This window comes from Pradoshia sp. TA40_28 (assembly GCF_059694525.1).
This window is the reverse complement of sequence record NZ_JCATZO010000005.1, coordinates 272426-290946: the sequence shown is the minus strand read 5'-3', so window position 1 is coordinate 290946 and position 18521 is coordinate 272426. Positions and strand designations below refer to the sequence as shown.

Sequence of the window (18521 nt, the reverse complement as noted above, 5' to 3'; positions counted from 1 at the left end):
GTCCGTTTTTCTTTGATTTATGGGAAAATGCTCTTCTCCATATAGGTAACCTCGTTATAAGTAGTGTAAAATGGATAAGTAGATTGACTAGTGGGGAGGTTGAAACCGGGCATGAACAGGACGGTACTAGAGATTAAATCAGTCAGCAAGCAACTAGCTGGTTCTGATATTCTAAAAGATATCAGTTTCACGATAGAAGAAGGAGAAATTTTCGGTTTAATTGGACCCAACGGAGCTGGAAAAACAACGTTAATTCGCATGATTTGCGGACTGATGAAGAAAAATTCCGGCGAGATTCGAATCATGAATCAGGAAGTAGGAACATCTTTTGTGCAGGCTATTCAGCATGTAGGAGCAATTATTGAAAACCCATCCTTTTATAATGATCTGACTGGCTGGCAAAATTTGAAATTATATGCAAATTTATATTCGAATGTTTCTTCTGATAGAATAGGAGAGGTTGTTGAGTTAGTTCATCTTTCCGAACGAATTCATGATCAAGTACATACATACTCGTTAGGGATGAAACAAAGGTTAGGAATTGCCCAAGCTGTATTACATAAACCGAAGATTTTAATTTTGGATGAACCGACAAACGGTTTAGATCCGGAAGGCATGCATGATTTGCGTAATCATCTTCTCTATTTAGCCAAAGAAGAGAACATATCTATTCTCATTTCCACCCATCTGTTATCGGAGGTTGAGATGCTCTGTGATCGAATTGCAATTATTAAAGCAGGAGAATTGCTTGAGGTGACAAGCGTGAAGACTGATCATTGTACGCTCGTGATTGAAGTTGATGATGTGCAACTTGCTTTGAAAGTATTAAAGACTGATTTTGATATTTTATCACATACCGAAAGCCAAATCCGGGTATCTGTTGAAAAGAAGGACATCCCCTTGCTTAATGAAAGACTGGTTCTGAATAAAGTGAGTGTGTATCAGCTTGCGTATGGACAAAATCAGTTGGAAAATACCTTTTTACAGACCATTTCAAAGAGGGAGGTCGAAATATCATGATGTCATTACTCTATAACGAGCACTACAAACTCGCAGGCATGAAAATGGTCAGAATCTCTTTCTTGGTTATGCCTTTGTTGATTTGCCTAATGCCATTCTTTTTTACAAAATTAATCAAAGGAACCGACGGAAATGTAATCGATTTTATGTCTGTGTTATCCAACTTTCTGATTATTACCGTATTTTTAGCGATTGGTTTGGCAGGAAGCATATTGGCTAATGAATATCAAACAGGGACAATAAAATTGTTATTAATTCGTCCAAGAACAAGATCAATGGTCTTATTTGCCAAATGGCTTACAATCCAATTGTATGGTATATATTTATTAATCAGTACATTTATCATTTCCTGGATTGTCGGAGGAATTGTATACGGCTTTGGAGCAGGTGATGGATTCATGTTCCAAAAGGTATTGCTGAACTATGGAATTACCTTTTTGGAATTACTGTTGATTACTACATTTACATATGCAGCGTCTGCCGTATTTAAAAACAGTGCATTTTCAGTTGGAATTGGGTTGGCTGCTTTATTTGGCGGGAAGCTTGTAACGGAGATTTCGGAACTACTGGAACTGTCCTTCGGAAAAATACTGCTCTTTGCCAATACGCAGTGGGACCAATACTTGTTCGGTAATACACCGATCCTGCCTGGAATGTCGCCCGGCTTTTCTATTCTCATTCTAATCATGCATTTTATTTTCTTTTATGGTGTTGCCTGGTTTTTCTTTGCAAAAAGGGATGTAACAGTATAAAGTAAAGGCCTGAAAGGGTGAGAGTGATGATTATAAGTGCCAGCAGGAGAACCGATATTCCTGCCTTTTACTCTGAGTGGTTTATGAACCGAATCAAGGAAGGCTTTTATATGAAGGTGAATCCCTTTAATCGTCATCAAACAAAGAAAGTCTCTCTTTTGAAGGAGGATGTGGATGCGATATGTTTTTGGACAAAGAATCCAAAACCGATGAATCCATATATTCCTGAACTGATGGAGATGGGACACCGTTTGATGTTTCAATACACCTTAAATGATTATCCAAAAGAGATTGAACCGGGAATGCCGAGTTTATCTAACAGAATCAAAGAATTTCAGTATATATCTGAATTAATCGGGCCGGATAAAGTGATCTGGCGATATGACCCTATTGTGTTAAGCAATAAAACAAATGTGGAGTATCATATCGAGCGGTTTACTTATATAGCAGAACAACTGTCCGGGTTTACAAAACGTGTAGTGATCAGTTTTCAGGATTTTTATACAAAGACAAAAGGAAGACTGGCTAATCTTGAAAAAGAAGAAGGCTATCAATTTCAAGACTGGCTTGATCCTGCCAATCGTTCAGATTTAACTAGATTGGTCAGTATCATTAGTTCAGTTTCAAAGCAATATGGGATGATGCCGGAGACTTGTTCAGAGATGATTGACTTGGATACACACGGGATTAAACATGGGGCGTGTATTGATAAAAATTATATAGAAGAAGTATTTAACCTGCGATTATCCGGGAGTAAGGATAAATACCAGAGGGCTGAATGCGGATGTATGCAGGCAGAAGAAATGGGTTCGTATGATACATGCCCATTTGGCTGTGTGTATTGCTATGCTGTAAGAAGCCCGAAGCTGGTGCAGACAAATAGACAAAAACATGATCCAACCAGTCCTTATTTACTCCTAAATGGGTAAAATAATGATAGACTAAAGGATCGAATAAAGGAAGCGGTGAAGAGTTAATGAGTTATTTACAACCAGGTATTAAAGCAACATTAACAGTGGAAAGAGAGGTTTCATTCGGATTCTTTCTATCAAATGGAGAAGAAGATGTTTTGCTCCACAATCATGAAATCGTTGGTGAAATTGAAATCGGCCAACAAGTAGAGGTTTTCCTCTTTCATGATAAAGAAGGCCGTTTGACAGCCTCCATGAAACTTCCAACAATAACGGAAGGTGAATACGATTGGGTTCCAGTCGTGGATGTACATCCAAGCCATGGAGTCTTTCTTGATATCGGACTTCAAAAAGACTTGTTGATATCTAGTGATGATTTACCAAAATTAAAAAGTTTATGGCCAGAAGTTGGCGATCAGCTTTATGTCACACTAAAGGTTGATAATAGAGGAAGAATGTTTGGGCGTCTGGCTACTGAAACCGTTGTACAGGAACTAAGTCAGCATGCTCCTGAATCATTAAAAAACAAAGATTTTGAGGGAAGAGCGTATCGTTTATTAAAAGTAGGAACCTTTATTTTAACGACAGAAGGGTACCGCTGTTTCATTCATGAAAGTGAACGTGCGAATGAACCAAGACTAGGTGAACTAGTAAAAGGCAGAATCACAGAGGTTAAGCCGGATGGCAGTACAAATGGCTCATTGCTGCCACGTACGCATGAACGCCTTGATGAAGATGCGGAAGCAATCTTTACTTATCTGGAAAGTCGCGGAGGCAGTATGCCTTACTGGGATAAATCTGATCCAGAGTCTATCCAAAAACGTTTTGGAATGAGTAAAGCTTCTTTTAAACGTGCTCTTGGCCGATTAATGAAGGACCGCAGAATTACACAAGAGGATGGCTGGACAAAGATTACGAAACAATAGGGTGATTTAAATGAATATATTATGGGATTTTGATGGCACTTTATTTGATACGTATCCTGGATATGCAAAAATGGTCAAAAGTGCGGTAGACACAAATCTTTCTGAGGAAGAAATATTTGCTTTATTAAAGGTATCATTCGGTCATGCGTTTAATGAGCTGAAGCTTACGGAGGAACAAATTAAGCATATCCATAAGCTTGAAAGGCAGTTAAAGCCATTGGATTTTAAACCGTTTCCGGGAGTGAAAGAAGTGCTGGAGGCAGCGGATTTAAATGTAATTATGACACATAAATACCGTGAAGGTGCTGAGAGTATTTTAAAAGCAAACGGAATGGATCAATATTTCACAGAAATCGTAGCCATAGATGACGGCTATCCAAAGAAACCTCATCCGGCAAGTTATCAGTATCTGCACGATAAGTACCAGATTGATCTCGCAGTTGGTGACAGAGAGCTGGATATTTTGCCTGCGAAGAGTATTGGGGTCAAAACCTGCTTATTTCAAAACCGTACGCCCGGTGCAGATTATTATGTGGACAGCTATGCTACTTTTTTTGATATTGTTAAATAGGTAAGATTGATATTTAGTAAAATCAGACAGGTGGAGAGAAGAACAAATTGTTCTTTCCCACCTGTTTTTGCGTTTTATGGCAATATCCTACTAATTCCTTGTTGAAAATTAATTTTTAGTACAAATACTTTAATAATGAGACTCCTAGATAAGTGAAATGACTAGGTAGAAGGTTAAATAGTAATTAATTGAGCCGATTTCTTGAATAATAGAGCCAATAGCTGCAAGAATAGAGCCGATTTTGATTATAATTGAGCTGATGTACGTAATAATAGAGCGGATTCATTTTTCTACTTGATGGATTCACGTTTTGATTACGATGAAAAATTTGTAAGGTTTATCTATTTCACCGGTACTAATATACAGATAATTCCTATAATTTTACTCTTCAGAGAGAAATATCTTTACATTCTAAATAACTTATCATTATAATTTAGTTTACTAATCTATAGAAATTGAAAGAAATTTGATTACTGAAGGAGTTAGAAAGTTGAAAATAAAAGACTTTACTTTAACAGCCATTTTTTTATCTATTATTCTATTATTTGCTTTCACGCCGTTTGGGTTTATCCATTTAGGTGTCATTAAAGCGACCCTAATCCATATTCCAATCATAATCGCATCTATTATTTTAGGACCCAAAATTGGTGCTTTCCTAGGGCTTGTATTTGGATTTACCAGTATTGCGGTCAATACGATTTCACCGTCACTCTTATCTTTTGCGTTTTCGCCGGCGATTCCTGTATTAGGTACAGATCAAGGGAGTCTTTGGGCACTGTTTATTGCCCTTGTACCCAGAGTAGTAATTGGGTTTATACCTTACTACATTTTCAAAGCATTTCGTAAGGCTATAGAGAAGAGAAAGTCCATTCAAAAAACGGCTTTATTTACAACAGCCGTAGTAACAACTTTTATTCATACATTTTTGGTCATGGGTTCTATTTCTCTGTTATTCCAAGATGCCTATGCTCAAGTTATTAATGCTGGCAGCACAAGTGCCATCTATACAGCTGTTCTAACTGTATTTTTCACAAATGGACTTGCTGAAGCACTTCTAGCCGGATTGGTAACGATGGCGGTAGTACCACCATTATTAAGAATATCGAAAAGGTAATTTTTTAGTAGAATCTTTATATAAGTACATTTGTTTAATGACAAAACTAAAATTAAAAATACAAAAACTATTGTATAAAATGAACGCCAGTTTGAATAAAGTCATTCAAACTGGCGTTTTTTGCTTGCCATTAATACAGAATTGAAGAGAGTTATCATTTGAACTACTAAAAGTAAAGCAAGGGAAATGAAGTAGTAATTTTTATTTGAATTGAAATAAATATTCGAATTATTAATTTAGCCGAATTTTTAATTTAAATTGTAAAAATAATTAAAAAATATATATAATTGTTAAATAAAGAGCTTAAATTAGCTGAAAGATGAAGCTCATACTTAACATTACATAGGAAAAAATCATTATTTTAATAGTGATAGTTGCATTATTTATGGATGGGTTGAGAGAATATACAATTTGGTGTATTTACCTAAAAAGAGCACATTAAGGAATGGGTTTTTCTTATGCTACCCCTTTAAAGAATATATTGTGGTCGTACTAATACTGAGCATTATCCTTATTTTGAAAAATAATAGAGTATATAGCAAAGGGGGGAAGACTAAAAATGCCAACTTCAAAGAAAATGTCTATAGAAGTAATTATGAATATTTTTTCATTAGTAGTTCTTGCACTAGGTTTCTTACAAGTGTTCTATAAATGGAGTGTTTTAGGAGGCGATGACGTAAAGAAATTTATAGCGTTACCTCTAATAGGAGGTATAGTCTGGGGTGCTTTTACATTCATAGAAAAGTCTGATGAAAACATTAATTTACCGATATTTATAAGTGAAGATAAAGATTTAAATATTAAATATAACAGGTTGTTGATGAATAGTCTTAAAAATATAATTGTAATTGGATTGATTGCTGTAAATTGGATGGATTTAAATACTTTGCCTTAGCTTCCAATAATACAATAAAAATACTGTTAAAACGAAATAATACTCTTATTGTGACGTGTATCAATTAAATAGTGGATGTAGAGATAGCAAAAGCTTATCTCTCAGATTGTAGACAAAAAAGGAATTCAGAATGGTTCGATAGGATCCATTTTCTGAATTCCTTCTTTATTTTTGGCTTTTTCACGATGGATATAACTAACTCCATCTATTTTTTAGGCCCTATATAGTTAATTATATTTGTTAAAAACACAATTTCTTTCGTACACCGAGAAATTTGATATAGAACGCAGTGTCCTATTTTCTTCAGAATGGGTGAGACTCCTGGGGGAAGAACAAGCGTATCAAGACCCCACAGCGCTTAAGCGCGAGGAGGCTTTATGCTTGCCCGCGGAAAGCGAGCCCATTCTACAGAAAATAGTGGTAACGAAAGGAAAAAAACGTAGACAATGTCTCCCTAATATAAGGACTTTGTCTACAGTCTGAGAGAAAGCAAAAGCTGTCTCTCTTTTTTTAGAAAACAGTCAAATAAAAAGACCTGAGCCCAGTCTTCTAATGGGCTCAGGTCCTTAAATTTCGCCTAACGTTAATGTCTAACTTTCTTGGGTCAGATCATTTCAGATAGTATCAATTATTTCTTAACCGCTTCTAAATACTCATCATAGGACATTTGTTTGTCGATGATGCCATCTGGAGTGATTTCAATAATACGGTTTGCTATTGTTTGGATAAACTGGTGGTCATGAGATGTGAAGATCATGGCACCTTTAAAATTAATCATACCGTTATTGACTGCCGTGATGGATTCCAAGTCAAGGTGGTTAGTCGGTTCATCTAATAGAAGAACATTTGCGCCGCTTAGCATCATTTTGGATAGCATACAACGGACTTTTTCTCCACCGGATAGAACAGAAGCTTTTTTCATAACTTCTTCGCCGGAGAAGAGCATTCTTCCAAGGAATCCACGCAGGAATGATTCGCTCTCATCCTGTGGAGAGAATTGACGAAGCCAGTCCACTAACGTCATGTCATTACCTTCGAAGAATTCAGAGTTATCCTTAGGGAAATAGGATTGAGAAGTGGTTACTCCCCATTTGAATGTTCCTTCATCCGCTTCCATTTCACCCATTAAGATTTTAAACAAAACTGTTTTAGCATTGTCATTTTGACCAATCAAAGCAATTTTGTCATCTTTATTCATGGTAAAGCTAACATTGTTGAGGACCTTTTCCCCATCAATCGTTTTGGAAAGACCTTCAACACGTAATAGATCGTTCCCGATTTCACGTTCTGGTGTGAAGTGTACATATGGATAACGGCGGGATGATGGTCTGATATCATCTAATGTAATTTTTTCCAATAGTTTTTTACGAGAAGTAGCCTGTTTGGATTTAGAAGCATTAGCGCTGAAACGGGCGACGAATGCTTGTAATTCCTTAATCTTTTCTTCTTTTTTCTTATTGGATTCAGCCGTTAATTTCTGTGCCAATTGGCTGGACTCATACCAGAAATCATAGTTTCCAACATACAGCTGGATTTTTCCGAAATCAAGGTCTGCGATATGTGTACATACTTTATTCAAGAAGTGACGGTCATGAGATACAACAATGACAGTGTTTTCAAAGTTAATTAAAAACTCTTCAAGCCATTGAATAGCTTTAATGTCAAGGTGGTTGGTAGGCTCATCGAGTAATAATACATCGGGTTTGCCAAATAAAGCTTGTGCAAGTAAAACTTTTACTTTTTCTCCACCATCAAGTTCAGCCATTTTTTTGTTGTGTAACTCTTCAGGTATACCTAATCCTTTAAGAAGGATTGCAGCATCAGGCTCTGCTTCCCAACCATTCAGCTCAGCAAATTCACCTTCTAGTTCCGCAGCTCTCATACCATCTTCATCGGAGAAGTTTTCCTTCATATAAATAGCATCTTTTTCTTTCATAACTTCGTAAAGTCGGGCATGTCCCATAATGACTACTTGGATGACTTCGATGTCTTCATATTCAAAGTGGTTTTGTTTTAAAACAGTCAGACGCTCACCAGGTCCAAGAGAAACGTTGCCTGATTGAGGCTCGAGCTCACCTGATAAGATTTTAAGGAAAGTAGATTTACCGGCACCATTGGCACCAATTAATCCATAGCAATTTCCAGGTGTAAATTTAATATTTACATCTTCAAACAATTTTCGATCTCCAAAGCGAAGACCTACGTTATTAACAGTAATCATGTATTTCATTTCCTCCGTTTGCTGGTATCTAGCAAATTATATCATCACATGTACATATATTGAAAGAGATGCAGCACAATCAAGTGATAAAACTAAAAAAAACGGAGACTATCGTGTGGTAATATCTGTTAGATTTGTCTGTAGCGATGAAAAATGAGAACAAATGAGCAATCAATAATAGCCATATAAAAAGCGCTTACAAATTCAATATTCTGTAAAATTGTTACATTTTTGTAATCTTAAAGACATATTTGTAACTTGTTTAACATCAATTTGTTCTTAACATCTACCTTGCTTAGTTGATAGGATAATTGCTGTCATTCATTTGGATAAATTTAAAGGAGGTAGATTAGCCTAATGAATCAACTGCTTATTGCATTATTAATTTCAACGTCACTTGCTGGAGTTGTGCAAGGTGGCTTCGTTTCCTCATATCAGAATAATGATAATCAAGTTGTAGATCAACAAACTTCAACTAACATAAGTAAGGTAGAGAAAAATGCTTTATCTGATTATAAATATATAAATAGAGTGGCAGAAGAGACAAGCTCCACGTATATTCAAGGTGATGAGGAAGAAAAAATCGCATCATGTATAGCTGTTCATCCAGAACTAAAGGATAAACTAGACAGCAAACAGGATGTCCAACCAGTTGCTTCTGAAAATGAATCATCCAAACTAGCAGCTAAAGTAAAAGCAGAACAAACAGTGCGCGATGACGAAGCGGAAGAGACAGATAAAATACCGTCAGGAAAAGCCGACAAGGTTAAGGAAAACAAGAGTAATGTAACACCTGTAGCTGCTGAAAAGGATGAGTTGAATAAAACAACAGCAGACCCTGTTAAGGAAGAGGGAAAAACAAAAGGTGATACTACTAAAAACCCTATTACAGAGCAGGAAAATATAAACGAGGAAGTGAACGAAGAGGTAGTTACATCTTCGAATGCTTCTGAACAAGAAGAAAAAGTACTAACGGTCACTGCTACGGCCTATACGGCTGATTGCGAAGGCGGCACTGGTGTTACCTACACTGGCATAGACCTTAAAGCAAATCCGAATCAGAAAGTAATCGCGGTTGATTCATCTGTAATCCCACTTGGTACTAAAGTTTATGTAGAGGGCTACGGGCATGCGATTGCAGCGGATATAGGAGGAGCGATCAAAGGGAATAAAATTGATGTCTTTATTCCTTCTCAAGCAATGGCCGAAGACTGGGGTATTAAAACAGTTGAAGTAAAAATATTGGAAGATTAGTAGTGTTTATGAGTATGTACTAAAAGCAATCCAGGCTTATTGGATTGCTTTTTACTATCTATTCTAGTAAAAGAATAGTAGTATCAATAGCATATGTTTTTTGTTCTATACATAATGAATAATAAAAAGTGAGAATAGAATGACAGTTTATTTTTTTCGAGATTTGTAGTAAAATCAAAGTCTTTGACGGGGAATTATTATATAATTAGTTTTTGAATCAATATGGAGGAATTCTGATGACAACCGCAACTGTAGATGAATATAATTTAGAGAATTTGCTGGATTCTTTAAAGATGGATGCTTTAAAGAATATCCGCAGAAATCTAAATTTGAAAAACATGAGTTCATTAAGAAAAAAAGAATTGGTAGCAGCATTGGCTGAAAAAATACCGGCATCTGTACCTGAAAAGGTTCAAATGATGGATCTTCATCAATACACTGCAATTGTAGCCATGATGACGAAAAGCGGAATTATGCCAATTGAACAAATCGGTCTTGAAAATGTATTTTACTTATCAAGCATCGGATATATCCACCCATCCGAAGTGGAAAATCAACCAGTGGTTGTAATGCCGACTGAAGTCATGAAACAATTTTACAACTTAAATCCAACAGAGATCATGTCTATAGTTAACCGTAATCAAAAAGTTTCAAACATCTTGTTTGGTTTGGTTCGTTATTATGGTTTTATGGAGATTGAAAAAGCCCATAAATTGATTGAAGGGTATCTTCAAGAAGAAGTTGATAGCGAATGGTTAAACAACTATATCAGCTATTTAGAAGAATACTATGGCGATTTCCGTTTAAATGATGGGTATATCATTCATGAGACAATCAAAGAATTGGATGGGTTTAAACAGGCAATAGCAAGCAGAGTAGGCTTGAAATATTTCCCGATTCCGGCTGAAACTATGTTAAATTTGAACCGATTTGAACCATTTGAAAGAACCGAACAAATGGTGAATCTTGTACACTATTTAAGTGATACGTATTCTTTAAAACAAGAAGAAGCAGTAGAATTGGCAGATCGCTTTATCTATAAAGTTCAATTTGGTGAATCCTTACCGGATGTGGTGAAATGGTTTGGAGAACAAGTTGAATTAAAGTCAGAAAAAGATATTAATACATTGGTTGAAAAAATGGTCACAGTCGTAAACAATACAAGACTATGGATTTTAAAAGGTCATACACCTTCTGAATTATCCTCTCCATCTGCTAGTAAACCTGCAACTTCTACTCCAGTAGAAAAAACTCAACCTAAAGTAGGCAGAAATGAACCTTGTCCATGTGGATCAGGGAAAAAATACAAAAAATGCTGCGGAAAAGCTTAATTTTATAAAAGTTAAATCGTAAACACGGTGTACACTTGTGGCTTCGGCTATCAATCGTACATCGTGTTTTGTTTTTCTCAGAAAGGTTATAATGGCAGTGAATCTATTTCTATATTGGGAAGATGTAATCATGAATTGAATAGATAGCAAGGAGGGGTTTGAATGGAGGATTTTGAATCCTTGACATTGCCAACCTACATTAAGCCAGGCCTGGATATTGTATTTTGTGGGATCAATCCCGGCAGAATCTCAGCTCTTAAAGGTTATCATTTTGCCAATCCAGCGAATTTATTTTGGAAAGGACTGTATTTGGGAGGCATTACGCCGTATCAATTTAAGCCGGAGGAGACAGTAAAGCTTCTTGATTATGGATATGGAATAACCGATATTGTCGGCAGGGCAACACGGTCCTCATCTGATGTAAAAAAAGAAGAATTTATAGAGGGTGCGGATGAGTTACGTGATTTAATGAGGCAATACAAGCCTAAATGTTTATGCTTTATCGGAGTTACTGCCTTTCGATATGCGGCTAATCGTCATAAAGGCAAAATTACACCAGGTCTTCAGGACGGTTTATTTTATTCCACCGATGATTGGGAAGGCTGCCACGTTTTCGTGGTTCCATCTACGAGCGGGGCAAATGCTCATTACACGAGAGAAGAAAGAATTGATTATTTCCGACAATTAAATGAATGGAACAAACAATCGAAATAAATAGGTATAATGCCTGTAAAATAGGCTATCCTATCGTTAGAAAGTTCAGCACATTATTGACATTTCTAAAAATGTGACGTATAATTAACTAATAATGTTTATCTATATAAAATTACCCGTAAATAGACATTCACTTATTATAAAGTGTTCTCCTTTTTACAGAGCGGTACTTTTTATAATAGGTGAATCTTTATTTATCACATTTTTGGAGGTAACAAAATGAAAAACGGTAAAGTAAAATGGTTTAATGCAGAAAAAGGTTTCGGATTCATCGAAGTTGAAGGCGAAAACGATGTATTCGTACACTTCTCCGCTATCCAAGGCGAAGGTTTCAAATCTCTAGAAGAAGGCCAAAGCGTACAGTTCGACGTAACAGAAGGCGCTCGTGGACCTCAAGCTGAAAACGTAATTAAACTTTAAGAAGTATGCTAATAAAGGCTATCCAATGTAAGGGTAGTCTTTAACTACATATTAAACTTCTAAAAGAAAGGTGTGCCGGTTATGTATAATCGAAAAAATGTTGAGGAAATAATCCCTGAAGAAACAAAGGTGTGGGAATGTACTTCTGATGATTGTAACGGCTGGGTACGGGACAATTTCAAAGCTACTGAAACACCTAAGTGTCCATTATGTGGTAGCGAAATGACAGAAGGAATAAAAATGCTTCAAGCGATTAATAATCCTAGACGGAACGATTAAGCCGTCCAGCTTTCTCGCAGAAACAGACCAATTTTATGGTCTGTTTTTTTTATTTAGAAGGCACTTAGGCATCAAAAAAATTGTACATAACGAAACCTTTCATTCATTAGATTCGTATTCAGAATTATGGAACACTACAGAAAAGAGGGACCTACCACATGAATATACTTAATTTACATGAATTAAATGAATGGAAGGAATTTTTTATTGGTTACAAGTTTGCTTTGAGTGAAATGAATACGAAACTGGATATATTAAATCAGGAATTTGAATTTATCCATAATTATAATCCGATTGAACATATAAAGTCGAGAATGAAAAGTCCGCAAAGTATTAAGAAAAAATTAGAGCGGAAAAATCTGGATATCACCATTGAGAATGCAGAGCAACACGTCCGTGATATCGCAGGCATTCGTATATCCTGTTCATTTACGACAGATATTTATGCCATTGTAAACGCTTTGGGGAAACAGGATGATATACATATTCTAGAGATTAAAGACTATATTAAAAACCCTAAACCAAATGGATATAGAAGCCTTCATTTAATAACAGAAATTCCGGTGTTTTTTTCAGACTGTAAAAAATGGATGAAGGTAGAAATCCAAATACGGACCATTGCTATGGATTTTTGGGCAAGTCTTGAACATAAAATTTATTATAAATTTGGTAAGGAGGTACCTGACCATCTCCTTATGGAATTAAAGGATTCTGCCGATATGGTTGCAGATTTGGATGATAAAATGCTCAGAATTAATGAAGAAGTCCAGGTATATAAAGATAAACAGATGAATGAAATCTAACTGAGACTGAAGATTATTTGTCCTTCCTTCTAAATAAATGTGTCAAATAGGCTAAAAAAGGGGAAGATAAAAGTATAAAAGGAAGGAAGGGACAAATTCATGACAAACTTAAGAGATATTATGACAACAAATGTAGATTACGTAGAACCGCATGATAATGTATATGAGGTAGCTTTAAAAATGAAAGATGATGATGTGGGAATTATTCCAGTTTGCGAGGATGGAACTTTGCTTGGCATCATCACGGACCGCGATCTAGTAGTGGATGGGATTGCTGAAAAAAGGCCGGGTTCGACTAAGGTAACAGATGTTATGCATCAAAATGTTGTTACGGCCAACCCTGATACGACAGAGGAAGAGGCGGCAGCCATTATGGCTGAGCATCAAATCAGACGCCTGCCAGTCCTGGAAAACGGTAAGCTGGTTGGGATTGTTTCCTTGGGTGATTTGGCGGTAAGCAACACAGGTAATGATGAAGCTGGAGAGGCTTTGCAGGATATTTCTGAACAAAATTAGGATAGAGTCTAATTTGTCTTGAAACGACAGAAGAGTAACTATCTTAGTGGGAAATATTTTTAGGATAACTAAATATCTATTCTTTACGGCGCAGGGTATTCTCCATTTTGGGAATAGCCCTGTTTTTTAATTAACATGAATGAGTCTGTTGAATGAATGGTTCTCGTAAAAACGTTTGTGCCCTATATGGTATGATAATGGTATTAAGAGCGGGATGGGTGAGTGTATATGTTGGGCGAGTATCATATATCCATTAGACAGTTAGTTGAATATGTGTACCGGAGCGGCGACCTGGATCGTCGTTTTCGTACGTCCAGTTCAATGATTGAAGGGACTAGAATCCATCAGGCCATTCAGGCAGGATATCAAGAGAACGATGAAAAAGAGGTACCTCTGCATCTGGTCAAGGAATTCGAGGGTATTAGTTATCAGATTGAAGGAAGATGTGATGGAATATTACATCGGTCGGAAGGTCCCGTTATAGAGGAAATCAAATCGACTTCCGGAACTCTTGAAGCAATTGATGAAAATACATACCCTGTCCATTGGGCTCAGGCGATGTGCTATGGGTACATCTATTGTCTGAATGAAAATCTTAAACAGATAGAGATTCAATTGACCTATGTACATGTTCTGACAAATCAAACGATTGCGTTTCGAAAAAACGTCACGATTGAACAATTAGAACATTTTTTGGATAAGGTACTGACTGAATTTGCACCATTTGCAGTTTTACAACTAAAAATAAAGAAAGAAAAGCTGAACTCAGCTGCACAAATCGAATTTCCGTTCAAGGATTTCAGAAAAGGCCAGAGAAAGCTGATTGGAGCGGCCTGGAAAACGATTACTGAAAAGAGAAATCTTTTTGCTTTAGCACCAACTGGGATTGGTAAGACAATTTCTTTTATTTTTCCATCCGTAAAAATGATGGCAGAAAAGGATCATAAAATCGAGCGAATCATTTATTTAACGGCAAAGACCATTACTAGACAAGTGGCTGAGGATACAATAAAGATCCTGAATGAACGAGGATTAAGAGTGAGAACCGTTACGCTTACAGCGAAAGATAAAATATGTATAAGTCCAGAGGGAACTTGTAACACGGATCAATGTATGTATGGAGAAGGCCATTTTGATCGAATCAATGAGGCTGTTTTGGATATTTTAGAAAATGAGTTACTTATGGATCGAGAAACGATCTTAAAGTATGCTCATCGTCACCGCGTATGTCCGTTTGAATATTCGATTGAATTGGCTTACCTGGCAGACATTGTGATTTGCGATTATAATTATGTATTTGATCCTAGAGTATTCTTGAAACGATTTTCAGATGAGCAAAGGAAAAGGACTGTCCTTTTAGTGGATGAGGCTCATAATTTGGTGGATCGCGGAAGAGAAATGTTTTCAGCAGAATTGGAGAAGAAAGTGTTCCTTGATATAAAGAGAGCATACAGCGAGTCCAATCCAGATTTATCAAATGCAGCTAAAGTGATAAACGCGATATTGATTCAGGTAAAGAAAGAATTAGGTGATAAAAAATCCGCTGCATATCTGGAAAAACCAGATGAATTGCTGGAAGCGCTCGAGCATTTTGTTCTTCATGCCAGTGCTGAATTAACCCGGTTCGGAGAAAGCACTCCTTCCAATCAAACTGATTTATTGGAGATCTTTTTTACATCCCAAAATTTTCTCCGGATTGCGAAGTACTATAATGAAAATTATACGACGCATGTAGTAAAGGAAAGGAATAATTTGCATGTAAAGATGTTTTGTTTGGATCCTTCCTTAAATATACAGAAGATGACAAAAGGGTTTGCTGCGAAACTATTCTTTTCAGCTACGCTAACGCCAATTGGTTATTACATGGATGCCCTGGGTAGTGAGGATGGGGATTATCGCATCAAAATAGGTTCCCCTTTTTCTCCTGAACAGTTGGATATCACGATCCAGCCGCTCTCCACGCGTTATTATGAGCGAGCAGCCTCAAGTGTTCAAATAGCCAAAACGATTAAAGCTGTGATTCAAAACAGAGGTAATTTTTTAGTGTTTTTCCCATCCTATCAATTTTTAAAAATGGTAATGGATGAACTCGAGGAATTTGAGGGTCCATCTAAAATATTGATTCAGAATCAGGGAATGAGTGAGGAGGAAAGAGAGGCTTTTTTATCAGCCTTTGAAGAGGATTCAAGTGTTCCCGTCATAGGTTTTACGGTTTTAGGCGGTATATTTTCTGAAGGAATTGACCTGGTGGGGAATCGATTGAGTGGGGTGATCATTGTTGGTGTTGGGTTACCACAAATAAATGAGGAGAGAAATTTAATTCGCGATTATTATAAAGCGGCCGGGAAAAATGGATTTGATTATGCTTATGCCTATCCAGGTATGAACAAGGTATTACAGGCGGCGGGCCGCTTAATACGAAGTGAGCATGATTCTGGTACGCTAACCTTAATAGATGATCGTTTTCTAACCAAAAAATATCAATCTTTATTCCCCGAAATGTGGAGTACTTTTAAAATTATTGAAAATGACAAGGAAATGACATAAAAGGAGATACATATGAGAGAGCAAAGAGTAAGAGGATTTGAAGTTGTAAAACCAGAGCATTTTAAGATTCAAATGAATGAGGATGAGGTTAAGCTGCCCATGCGGGGTGATGCCGGTTCGGCAGGGTATGATTTCTTTTCCAATGAAACAATCACACTGAATGTTGGTGAGAAGCATTTATTTTGGACGAACATCAAAGCTTATATGAAAAAAGATGAATTGTTGGAAATACATATACGAAGTAGCCTTGGAGTGAAATATGGACTTGTATTATCGAATGGCACTGGCATTATTGATTCATCTTATTATGGAAATCCTGATAATGATGGAAATATTGGTATTTCTATTACCAATCGAGGAGAAGCGCCTGTGCTGATTAACCAAGGGGACCGGATTGCACAGGGTATATTTAAACAGTATTTAGTAGCGGATGATGATCAAGTCTTGCATGCAAATAGATCTGGTGGATTTGGTTCCACAAAAAGGTAAGCTATACAGAAAAGATTTGTATCCAATTACACCTTTTTGTTTCAGATATTATTCTATGGGGTAAAAAATAAATAGAAGTAAAACCAATTGAAAGGAGCTGATTAAAATGCTTTGGACAATAATTGGAGTTTTAGTGGTCTTATGGTTATTAGGATTTTTATTTGAGATTGGTGGAGGGCTTATCCACGTACTATTAGTAATTGCTGCACTTGTATTTGTATTTAATATTTTTAAAAACAGAGGATCACGTTGAATAAGCTTCATTAATCATCTAATCACATGAATGCCTGTTGAATAATTAAGGACTATACAGGAGGAATTGATTCCTCCTGTATAGTCCTTTTTTGTTGGCTAAATGTTACTTCTACAGGAATAAGGAGAAGTATAACCTTCAAGATTACTACCGTTATAATTTTTTCTTTGATAGGAAGATAATTTTTTTATAATGGATTCTAGTTATATGGTAAAATTTACAAATAAAGGTTAGGATATTCTATGGAAAGAGGTGGAAATTTTGGTGGTAAATAAGAAATCCAGATTTTTGAATATGACAAGAACTATATTTTTGTTTTTAGTAGCTGTGGTTCTGATATGGATCGCTTTTCATTACATTAAAACAGCATATGAACAAAAAAGTTACCCAGCTACAGGAAGATTAGTTGAAGTAGACGGAAATAATATGCATGTTTACACGAAAGGGGACGGAGAAAATACGATTGTCTTATTAAGTGGTTTAGGCACTGCCGCTCCTGTCTTGGATTTCGAACCTTTACTAAATGAGCTGGCACTTACTAATAAAGTAGTTGTAGTGGAGCCTTTTGGCTATGGGTGGAGTGATGTAACAACTAAAGAAAGAACAGTGGAAAATATAGTAGAAGAGCTAAGAACGGCTCTTCAGAAATCGAATATCAAAGGTCCATATATTTTAATGCCACATTCTCTTTCCGGAATATATAGTATGTATTATGCTGATAAATATCCAAGTGAAGTGAAAGCGGTTATAGGAATTGATACTACGCTGCCTCAGGCTTTAGACTATTTCGGTGAGTCAGCTCCTGCTTTACCAAACTTTATTCGTTTTGCTGCACCGACCGGATTAGCCCGTCTTATGGTATCTTTGAAGTCTGATAACTATCTTCCAATTGCTAAGAATGGTACCTATACAGAAAAAAATCTAAAAATGACTGAAGCTATTTCTGCCTGGAAAGGATATAACAAGAATGTGGTGGATGAAGCGAATGAAATCAAAAGTAATATTGGTAAAACAAAGGATATGACTTTTCCAAAAAATATGCCTGTCCTGTTTTTTACTAAGGCTGAAGAACAAATAAACGAAGAGGGGAAGTCCTATGTGACATTCTATCGAACTCAATTACGTGATAACTCTCCAGGTAAAATAGTCACTATAGAAGGGCATCATTATCTTCATTGGACACGTTCTAAAGAAATGAGTGAACATGTAAATGGTTTTATGAATACTTTTTAGGTTATTAAATGAGTGAACTGTCTATTTGAATTAAATGGGTATAGAGATAGATTGAAGATCTAGTGAGGCATTGATCCAAGATAGATTGGATTAATGTCTTTTTTCTCAACTCTCCTTATGAAGGTAACAGAGATGGCTGTAGCACTTCCCAATAATATAGAGAATGGTCGGTAGAATATTTTTATTGTAGGATTATTCTTAAACAGTGTAAGACCAAGGTTAATAACCTTTTCTATAAAGTAAAAGTACGATAGTGTGAAAATATGTGATTT

Annotated in this window: 19 protein-coding genes; 18 read left to right on the top strand and 1 reads right to left on the bottom strand. The window is 36.3% G+C overall.

Annotation, left to right across the window (positions count from 1 at the left end; genetic code table 11):
* Positions 1 to 111: 111 nt before the first annotated feature.
* From AC58NB_RS09130 to AC58NB_RS09100, 7 genes are all read left to right on the top strand, one after another.
* Positions 112 to 1020 carry an ABC transporter ATP-binding protein gene (locus AC58NB_RS09130; protein WP_497426515.1) on the top strand — a complete coding sequence of 303 codons (909 nt, stop codon included), beginning with the start codon at positions 112 to 114 and terminating at the stop codon, positions 1018 to 1020.
* Positions 1017 to 1772 (top strand): DUF2705 family protein, encoded by a 756-nt coding sequence (locus AC58NB_RS09125; RefSeq protein ID WP_497426514.1) that lies wholly within the window; start codon positions 1017 to 1019, stop codon positions 1770 to 1772. The genes AC58NB_RS09130 and AC58NB_RS09125 overlap by 4 nt, the downstream gene beginning before the upstream one ends.
* Before the next feature lie 26 nt (positions 1773 to 1798).
* Positions 1799 to 2701, top strand: coding sequence for a DUF1848 domain-containing protein (locus tag AC58NB_RS09120; protein ID WP_497426513.1), 903 nt, complete (start codon positions 1799 to 1801; stop codon positions 2699 to 2701).
* A gap of 47 nt (positions 2702 to 2748) precedes the next feature.
* Positions 2749 to 3609: a CvfB family protein gene (locus AC58NB_RS09115; RefSeq protein WP_497426512.1), complete on the top strand. Its 861-nt coding sequence runs from the start codon at positions 2749 to 2751 to the stop codon at positions 3607 to 3609.
* 10 nt (positions 3610 to 3619) lie between these two features.
* Complete coding sequence (locus AC58NB_RS09110; protein ID WP_497426511.1) at positions 3620 to 4180, top strand: HAD-IA family hydrolase; 561 nt, start codon at positions 3620 to 3622, stop codon at positions 4178 to 4180.
* A 490-nt stretch (positions 4181 to 4670) separates the two neighbouring features.
* Positions 4671 to 5294 carry an ECF transporter S component gene (locus AC58NB_RS09105; protein ID WP_497426510.1) on the top strand — a complete coding sequence of 208 codons (624 nt, stop codon included), beginning with the start codon at positions 4671 to 4673 and terminating at the stop codon, positions 5292 to 5294.
* Positions 5295 to 5853: 559 nt separating this feature from the next.
* A complete protein-coding gene (locus AC58NB_RS09100) occupies positions 5854 to 6189 on the top strand; it encodes a hypothetical protein (RefSeq protein ID WP_497426509.1) in 336 nt (111 codons plus the stop codon).
* Between the two features lie 628 nt (positions 6190 to 6817).
* Here the strand turns inward: AC58NB_RS09100 and AC58NB_RS09095 are convergent.
* Positions 6818 to 8410: an ABC-F family ATP-binding cassette domain-containing protein gene (locus tag AC58NB_RS09095; protein ID WP_497426508.1), complete on the bottom strand. Its 1593-nt coding sequence runs from the start codon at positions 8408 to 8410 to the stop codon at positions 6818 to 6820.
* Between the two features lie 357 nt (positions 8411 to 8767).
* Here AC58NB_RS09095 and AC58NB_RS09090 point away from each other — a divergent pair, with 357 nt between their 5' ends.
* The 11 genes from AC58NB_RS09090 (at position 8768) to AC58NB_RS09040 (ending at position 18249) form a co-directional block, all read left to right on the top strand.
* Entirely contained in the window at positions 8768 to 9664 is an 897-nt protein-coding gene (locus tag AC58NB_RS09090; protein WP_497426507.1) for a 3D domain-containing protein, read from the top strand.
* Between the two features lie 236 nt (positions 9665 to 9900).
* Positions 9901 to 10995, top strand: a complete 1095-nt coding sequence (locus AC58NB_RS09085) for an SEC-C metal-binding domain-containing protein (RefSeq protein WP_497426506.1) — start codon at positions 9901 to 9903, stop codon at positions 10993 to 10995.
* Positions 10996 to 11157: 162 nt separating this feature from the next.
* On the top strand, positions 11158 to 11709 hold the full coding sequence (locus AC58NB_RS09080; protein ID WP_497426505.1) for a mismatch-specific DNA-glycosylase: 552 nt from the start codon (positions 11158 to 11160) through the stop codon (positions 11707 to 11709).
* Between the two features lie 219 nt (positions 11710 to 11928).
* On the top strand, positions 11929 to 12129 hold the full coding sequence (locus AC58NB_RS09075) for a cold-shock protein (protein ID WP_066103471.1): 201 nt from the start codon (positions 11929 to 11931) through the stop codon (positions 12127 to 12129).
* Positions 12130 to 12210: 81 nt separating this feature from the next.
* Positions 12211 to 12408, top strand: coding sequence for a cold-shock protein (locus AC58NB_RS09070; protein WP_497426504.1), 198 nt, complete (start codon positions 12211 to 12213; stop codon positions 12406 to 12408).
* A 158-nt stretch (positions 12409 to 12566) separates the two neighbouring features.
* On the top strand, positions 12567 to 13211 hold the full coding sequence (locus tag AC58NB_RS09065; protein WP_497426503.1) for a GTP pyrophosphokinase: 645 nt from the start codon (positions 12567 to 12569) through the stop codon (positions 13209 to 13211).
* Positions 13212 to 13310: 99 nt separating this feature from the next.
* Positions 13311 to 13727, top strand: a complete 417-nt coding sequence (locus tag AC58NB_RS09060; RefSeq protein WP_497426502.1) for a CBS domain-containing protein — start codon at positions 13311 to 13313, stop codon at positions 13725 to 13727.
* Positions 13728 to 13955: 228 nt separating this feature from the next.
* The gene (locus tag AC58NB_RS09055) at positions 13956 to 16274 is read left to right on the top strand and encodes a helicase C-terminal domain-containing protein (RefSeq protein WP_497426501.1); all 2319 of its coding nucleotides are present in this window, start codon (positions 13956 to 13958) and stop codon (positions 16272 to 16274) included.
* A 12-nt stretch (positions 16275 to 16286) separates the two neighbouring features.
* Complete coding sequence (locus AC58NB_RS09050) at positions 16287 to 16763, top strand: dCTP deaminase/dUTPase family protein (RefSeq protein ID WP_497426500.1); 477 nt, start codon at positions 16287 to 16289, stop codon at positions 16761 to 16763.
* A 106-nt stretch (positions 16764 to 16869) separates the two neighbouring features.
* Positions 16870 to 17016: a lmo0937 family membrane protein gene (locus AC58NB_RS09045; RefSeq protein WP_497426499.1), complete on the top strand. Its 147-nt coding sequence runs from the start codon at positions 16870 to 16872 to the stop codon at positions 17014 to 17016.
* 264 nt (positions 17017 to 17280) lie between these two features.
* Entirely contained in the window at positions 17281 to 18249 is a 969-nt protein-coding gene (locus AC58NB_RS09040; RefSeq protein ID WP_497426498.1) for an alpha/beta fold hydrolase, read from the top strand.
* The last annotated feature ends 272 nt before the right edge of the window (positions 18250 to 18521 follow it).

Excerpts from the sequence above, each read along its gene's own strand:
- AC58NB_RS09130 (WP_497426515.1), top strand. The coding sequence starts at position 112 with ATGAACAGGACGGTACTAGAGATTAAATCAGTCAGCAAGCAACTAGCT.
- AC58NB_RS09125 (WP_497426514.1), top strand. The coding sequence starts at position 1,017 with ATGATGTCATTACTCTATAACGAGCACTACAAACTCGCAGGCATGAAA.
- AC58NB_RS09120 (WP_497426513.1), top strand. The coding sequence starts at position 1,799 with ATGATTATAAGTGCCAGCAGGAGAACCGATATTCCTGCCTTTTACTCT.
- AC58NB_RS09115 (WP_497426512.1), top strand. The coding sequence starts at position 2,749 with ATGAGTTATTTACAACCAGGTATTAAAGCAACATTAACAGTGGAAAGA.
- AC58NB_RS09110 (WP_497426511.1), top strand. The coding sequence starts at position 3,620 with ATGAATATATTATGGGATTTTGATGGCACTTTATTTGATACGTATCCT.
- AC58NB_RS09100 (WP_497426509.1), top strand. The coding sequence starts at position 5,854 with ATGCCAACTTCAAAGAAAATGTCTATAGAAGTAATTATGAATATTTTT.
- AC58NB_RS09095 (WP_497426508.1), bottom strand. The coding sequence starts at position 8,410 with ATGATTACTGTTAATAACGTAGGTCTTCGCTTTGGAGATCGAAAATTG.
- AC58NB_RS09090 (WP_497426507.1), top strand. The coding sequence starts at position 8,768 with ATGAATCAACTGCTTATTGCATTATTAATTTCAACGTCACTTGCTGGA.
- AC58NB_RS09085 (WP_497426506.1), top strand. The coding sequence starts at position 9,901 with ATGACAACCGCAACTGTAGATGAATATAATTTAGAGAATTTGCTGGAT.
- AC58NB_RS09080 (WP_497426505.1), top strand. The coding sequence starts at position 11,158 with ATGGAGGATTTTGAATCCTTGACATTGCCAACCTACATTAAGCCAGGC.
- AC58NB_RS09075 (WP_066103471.1), top strand. The coding sequence starts at position 11,929 with ATGAAAAACGGTAAAGTAAAATGGTTTAATGCAGAAAAAGGTTTCGGA.
- AC58NB_RS09070 (WP_497426504.1), top strand. The coding sequence starts at position 12,211 with ATGTATAATCGAAAAAATGTTGAGGAAATAATCCCTGAAGAAACAAAG.
- AC58NB_RS09065 (WP_497426503.1), top strand. The coding sequence starts at position 12,567 with ATGAATATACTTAATTTACATGAATTAAATGAATGGAAGGAATTTTTT.
- AC58NB_RS09060 (WP_497426502.1), top strand. The coding sequence starts at position 13,311 with ATGACAAACTTAAGAGATATTATGACAACAAATGTAGATTACGTAGAA.
- AC58NB_RS09055 (WP_497426501.1), top strand. The coding sequence starts at position 13,956 with ATGTTGGGCGAGTATCATATATCCATTAGACAGTTAGTTGAATATGTG.
- AC58NB_RS09050 (WP_497426500.1), top strand. The coding sequence starts at position 16,287 with ATGAGAGAGCAAAGAGTAAGAGGATTTGAAGTTGTAAAACCAGAGCAT.
- AC58NB_RS09045 (WP_497426499.1), top strand. The coding sequence starts at position 16,870 with ATGCTTTGGACAATAATTGGAGTTTTAGTGGTCTTATGGTTATTAGGA.